This window comes from Candidatus Hydrogenedentota bacterium (genome assembly GCA_035416745.1).
Lineage (GTDB): Bacteria > Hydrogenedentota > Hydrogenedentia > Hydrogenedentales > SLHB01 > UBA2224.
The window spans coordinates 1-4,774 of record DAOLNV010000014.1; the positions used below are offsets into that span (position 1 = coordinate 1).

At 63.8% G+C, this 4,774-nt stretch carries 1 protein-coding gene; it reads right to left on the reverse strand.

Features of this window, described 5'->3' with window-relative positions:
* Nucleotides 1–4,733, reverse strand: a 4,733-nt coding sequence (locus tag PLJ71_06935) for a PASTA domain-containing protein (protein ID HQM48406.1), incomplete at its 3' end; no start/stop codon positions are given.
* Nucleotides 4,734–4,774 lie beyond the last annotated feature (41 nt).

The window sequence follows — 4,774 nt, forward strand, 5'->3', positions numbered from 1 at the left end:
TAGCATTGACGGAAGGAACCCTTGTCGCTATTCCATCCAATCAGGCCGCCAACACAATCATTGCCGGTCACGTCACCCAGCGCATAGGACATGGACAGCAAGCCGTCATTCCAACCCGTTAAGCCTCCAGCGTATGTGCTTGATGCGGACAGTCTGACCGCTGCGTAGCTCCTGGAAATCGACCCTGCGTTGAAACCGGCCAGACCGCCGACGAAACTATCGCCCGCGACCTCTGCTATGGCGTAGCACTGAGAAACCGTCCCCTGGCTGTGTCCCGCCAGTGCCCCGACGGAGTACCTTCCTTCTATGGCGGCGTTCTCGATACCCAGGTTCCGGATCACGCCTTCTGCCCCGACAGAGCCGAACAGTCCGACCCGGTCGAGGGGAAGGCCGGAGGCACGGCGAATCACGACATTGCAGACAACATGGCCTTTGCCATCAAAGACCCCGGCAAAATGGTTTGGGGCAATGCCAATTGGCTTGAATCCCGCGCCTCCGTCCCATGTGGCCGTACGCGAAGCGTCGATGTCGTGCGTCAGGTAGTACGTTCCATCGAGAGGATAGCCCGGGTCGTTGCCAATACGCTGAAGTTCTGTGATGCTGGATATTGGCGTCGCTCCCGGTTCAGGATCGCGGCCTCGTGAGACCACCAAGGCCACCGCGCTTCCCGGGGCCGCGTGCGTATCCGCCCCCGGGAACTGGCTTATCACAGCACCGGCGGGTACCGTGTCGCTGTACGCTTCCGTCACGGTTCCGACAGCCAACCCGGCAGCGGCGATTGCCGACTCCGCCTCGGCCTGAGACAGACCCACCACCTTGGGTACTCGAACTGGCTCGCGGCCAAGCGACATTACAAGGTCGACCGTAGCTCCCGACAGGACGATTGTTCCCGCCGCGGGCGCCTGGCTGCTCACATGACCTGAAGGCACGGTATCGCTATATTGCCAGGTCACCATTCCCACGCTGAGACCCGCAGCCTTTATGGCGGCCAAGGCAGCCCCCTTGCTGCTTCCCACGACGTCCGGCACAGCCACAGGCTTGGGGCCGAGCGACACGTGCAAATCGACCGAGCTTCCCTGCAACACCTCAGCGCCGGGCAACGGGGCCTGGCGGATAACCTCGCCAGCGGGCACGGTGCTGCTGTATTCCTCCGTCACGATCCCCACGAGCAAACCCGCATCCGCGAGCGCGGCTTCCGCTTCGGTTCGTGACAGGCCTGCTACATCCGGCACGGCAGCGGGCCCGGGGCCAAGCGACACCACCAGGGCTACGGCGGTCCCGGGAGGGGCCATGACGCCTGACGAGGGAGTCTGGGCGATGACACGGCCAGCCGGCACGGTGAGACTATGTTCCGCCGTCACCATGTCCACGACAAAACCTGCGCTGCCAAGCGCCGCTTCGGCGTCGGTCCGTGACAAGCCCGCCACATTCGGGACGGGAATCGGCTCGGGGCCCAGCGACACTATCAGGGCCACGGCGGTCCCGGGAAGAACCAGGGTCCCTGACGAGGGAGACTGAGTTACGACACGGCCTGCCGGCACAGAGCTATTGTACTCCTCCATTACCGCACCCAGGACCAATCGGGCGCTGGCAAGCGCGGTCGCGGCTTGACGCCGCAGCAGGCCTGTCAGGACAGGCACCGGGACCGGCTCGGGGCCCAGCGACACCACCAGGCCCACCGCGGCGCCGGGAGGAACCCCAGTACCGCCGGGAGGATTCTGACGGATGATCATGCCGGGGGGCACGGTTTCACTGTACTGTTCCGTGACCGCTCCCACGGCCAGACCGGCGTTCGTGAGCGCTGTTTCGGCTTCGGCTCGCGACAAGCCCGCCACGTCCGGCACAAGGATTGGCTCAGGGCCAAGTGATACCGCCAGAGCCACTCCACTGTTCGGGGAAACCACCGTGCCCGCCGGCGGACTTTGTCCGATCACGACCCCTGCGGGCACGGTTTCGCTGTAGTGTTCGACGACTGTCGTCACGACCAGGCCGGCGTTTGCGAGCGCCGTTTCGGCTTCGGTTCGCAGCAGGCCCGCTACGTCCGGAACGAGTACTGTCTCAGGGCCCATCGACACCACCAGCGCCACTGCGCTGCCCGGGAGAACCTCCGTGCCGGCCGCTGGGTCCTGGCGGAACACTATCCCCGCGGGCACGGTATCGCTGTATTCGCGGGTCACGGTTCCCACGATCAGGCCCGCGGCAGTAATCGCCATTTCAGCAGCGCTTTGATTCAAGCCCTCTACGCCCGGTACGGGGACGGGCTCCGGACCGAGCGAAACCTCGATCACTACCCAGATCCCGGCGTTGAGCAGTGAACCCGAGGCCAATCCTTGGCTGAGCACGTTTCCCTGAGGCACGGCATCATCGTAGCCATACCGTGTCCGCACCTGGAATCCCGCATCTTCGAGCGCACCGATTGCGGCGGCCTCGGGCATACCTGTCACATTGGGAACGGTGCATTGCGGCGGATTTGCCAAGTACGGATGAGAGCCGGCCGACAGCATGTACCATGCCGCGCCGAAATCCCAGCCGGCGTCCACAAGAATGCTTTGTGTCTGCATCTCTGCCGTGGACAGCCCGTCACCGCCACTCGATACGGCCGTGCCGCTGAGATCGACATCCCAGAAACTGGCATCGACCTCGCCGAAGTCACTGTGGCCTATCAAGCCGCCCATGTAGTTGCCTGAGCAGGAGACGCGACCGGCGGCGTAGCATTCTGAGACGCTGCCGCCCTGTTGTTGACCGACTAACCCGCCCACGTAAGAACTGCCTGACACAGGGCCCGCTGCGTAACACTGAGCCACCTCACTCATGCCCGAGCCTATCAGTCCGCCCAGGCGGGTGTTTCCGGTGACCGCCGAGGTTGCGTAGCTTCGCGATACCTTGCCGCCACTGTGAAAGCCAATAAGTCCGCCGGCATACTCCACGCCCGTCACGGCAGTCGTCACGAAGCAGCGTTCAATCACCCCCCTGTTCTCGCCCGCCAAGGCTCCCGCGCATGCGATATCGAAAAAGCCGCGTTCAGCTACGCCCGAGACGGAGCCTCCCATAAGACCGAGGTCCCGCACAACACCGTCGCCCCCGACTATCCCGAATAGACCCACGTGGGAACTATAGGGCCGGTTGATAACGAGGTTTCTTATGAAATGCCCCTGACCGTCGAACACTCCCGCGAACGGCCGGCCCACTGTGCCGATGGGGACGAATCCCGCTCCGTGATTCCACGCCGCGGTTTCCGAGGCATCGATGTCGTTGCCCAACACATAATCCCAATGGATAGGCCATTGCGGTTCGTAGCCGATCCGCTGCAGATCGCCGATTCCCAGAATGGTCCGGGGTCCCTTGGGCAGAAACACGGCCTCGATGTCCAGCGAGGAAGTCATGACCAGAGGAAACGGATTGGAGCGGAGGACCGGGTGGCTGCCCAGGCCCGTGCCTGTCCATCCCGCAAAGGCGTGCCCAACGGCCGGTTCTGCCGTAACCCAGACCAGGGACCATGCGGGCAGGGAACAGGATTCAGGCACGGTTGAGATCGTGCCATTTACGGACACCGTCGAGAGCGCATATTGCGGGGAGTCTGGAGGCAGTATTCTCAGCCAGGGGTAAGTCACTCCGGCTGCCGACGCCCAGACCCCGTCAAAGTCCCATCCGGCAGCTACAAACGCATCGGGCGTTTGCATCAGAGCCGTAGTCAGACCCGTGCCTCCCTCGGACCGGGTCATCCCGCTGGCTTCGGTATCCCAAAAACAGGCCTCGATAACGCTATAGCCGTTTTCGCCCGATAGACCGCCGGCGTACTGCCGTCCGACTACCGCGCCTGCTGCGTAACATTGGGACAGGACGGCCCCGCCCTCGTTCCATCCGGTCAGGCCGCCGACATAAGCATTGCCGGCCACGGGGCCCGTGGCGAAACACTGGGAGATGCTGGCGCCGTTGTTTGACCCCGCCAGGCCGCCCGCATACTCGTCGCTGATTGCCGAGCCCGAGGCATAGCACTGCTCCAATGCGCCCCCCCGTGTCATGCCAGCGAGGCCGCCTACATCGGATTCGCCCGTCACAGGCCCACTCGCCCAGCACCGGGACACCATGCCATCGAGGTTCCCGCCCAACAAGCCTCCGGCATACGTGCTCGCCGTCACCCGTCCGGTCGCGCAGCAATCGGAGGTCCGGCTGCCATTCCAGCCCACCAGCCCCCCTGCGTAGCAATGGCCAACTATCGTGCCCACTGCATGGCATCGCGTGATCACGCCGCTGCCGGTTGCGTCAAACAGGCCGTTCGTGCCGACGAGACCGCCTACGCCAGCGTATCCCGTGACGGCTGCGTCTGCCGCCCAGCAATCCGACAGCTGGCCGTGATTTCCGCCTGCGAGACAGCCAACCGCCGAATTTCCGGAAACCGTCCCGCCTTGAATCCCCAGATTCCGCACGCTGCCGCCCGCGCCTATCGCCCCGAAAAGCCCGCAGTAATCTTGCCTGCGCCGTTGTATGGTAAGCCCGGAGATCACGTGCCCTTGCCCGTCGAATGTCCCCGTGAATGAGCGGGACGGGTCCGTTTCGTCCCATGTGCCAATTGGCGCGAAACCGGCCTCTTCGTTCCAGTTGGCCGTGTCTGAAGCGTCCAGATCCTGTGTGAGCAGATAGCGGCCGTCAAGGGGGAAGTCTGGCTGATTGCCGATACATTGGAGCTGCTCGATACTCGAAATGGGAATCGGGGCGCCGAGAAATGCCGCCAAGTCCCGTTCACTTGGCTTGGGGGAGTGGCCGCCTACCCGTT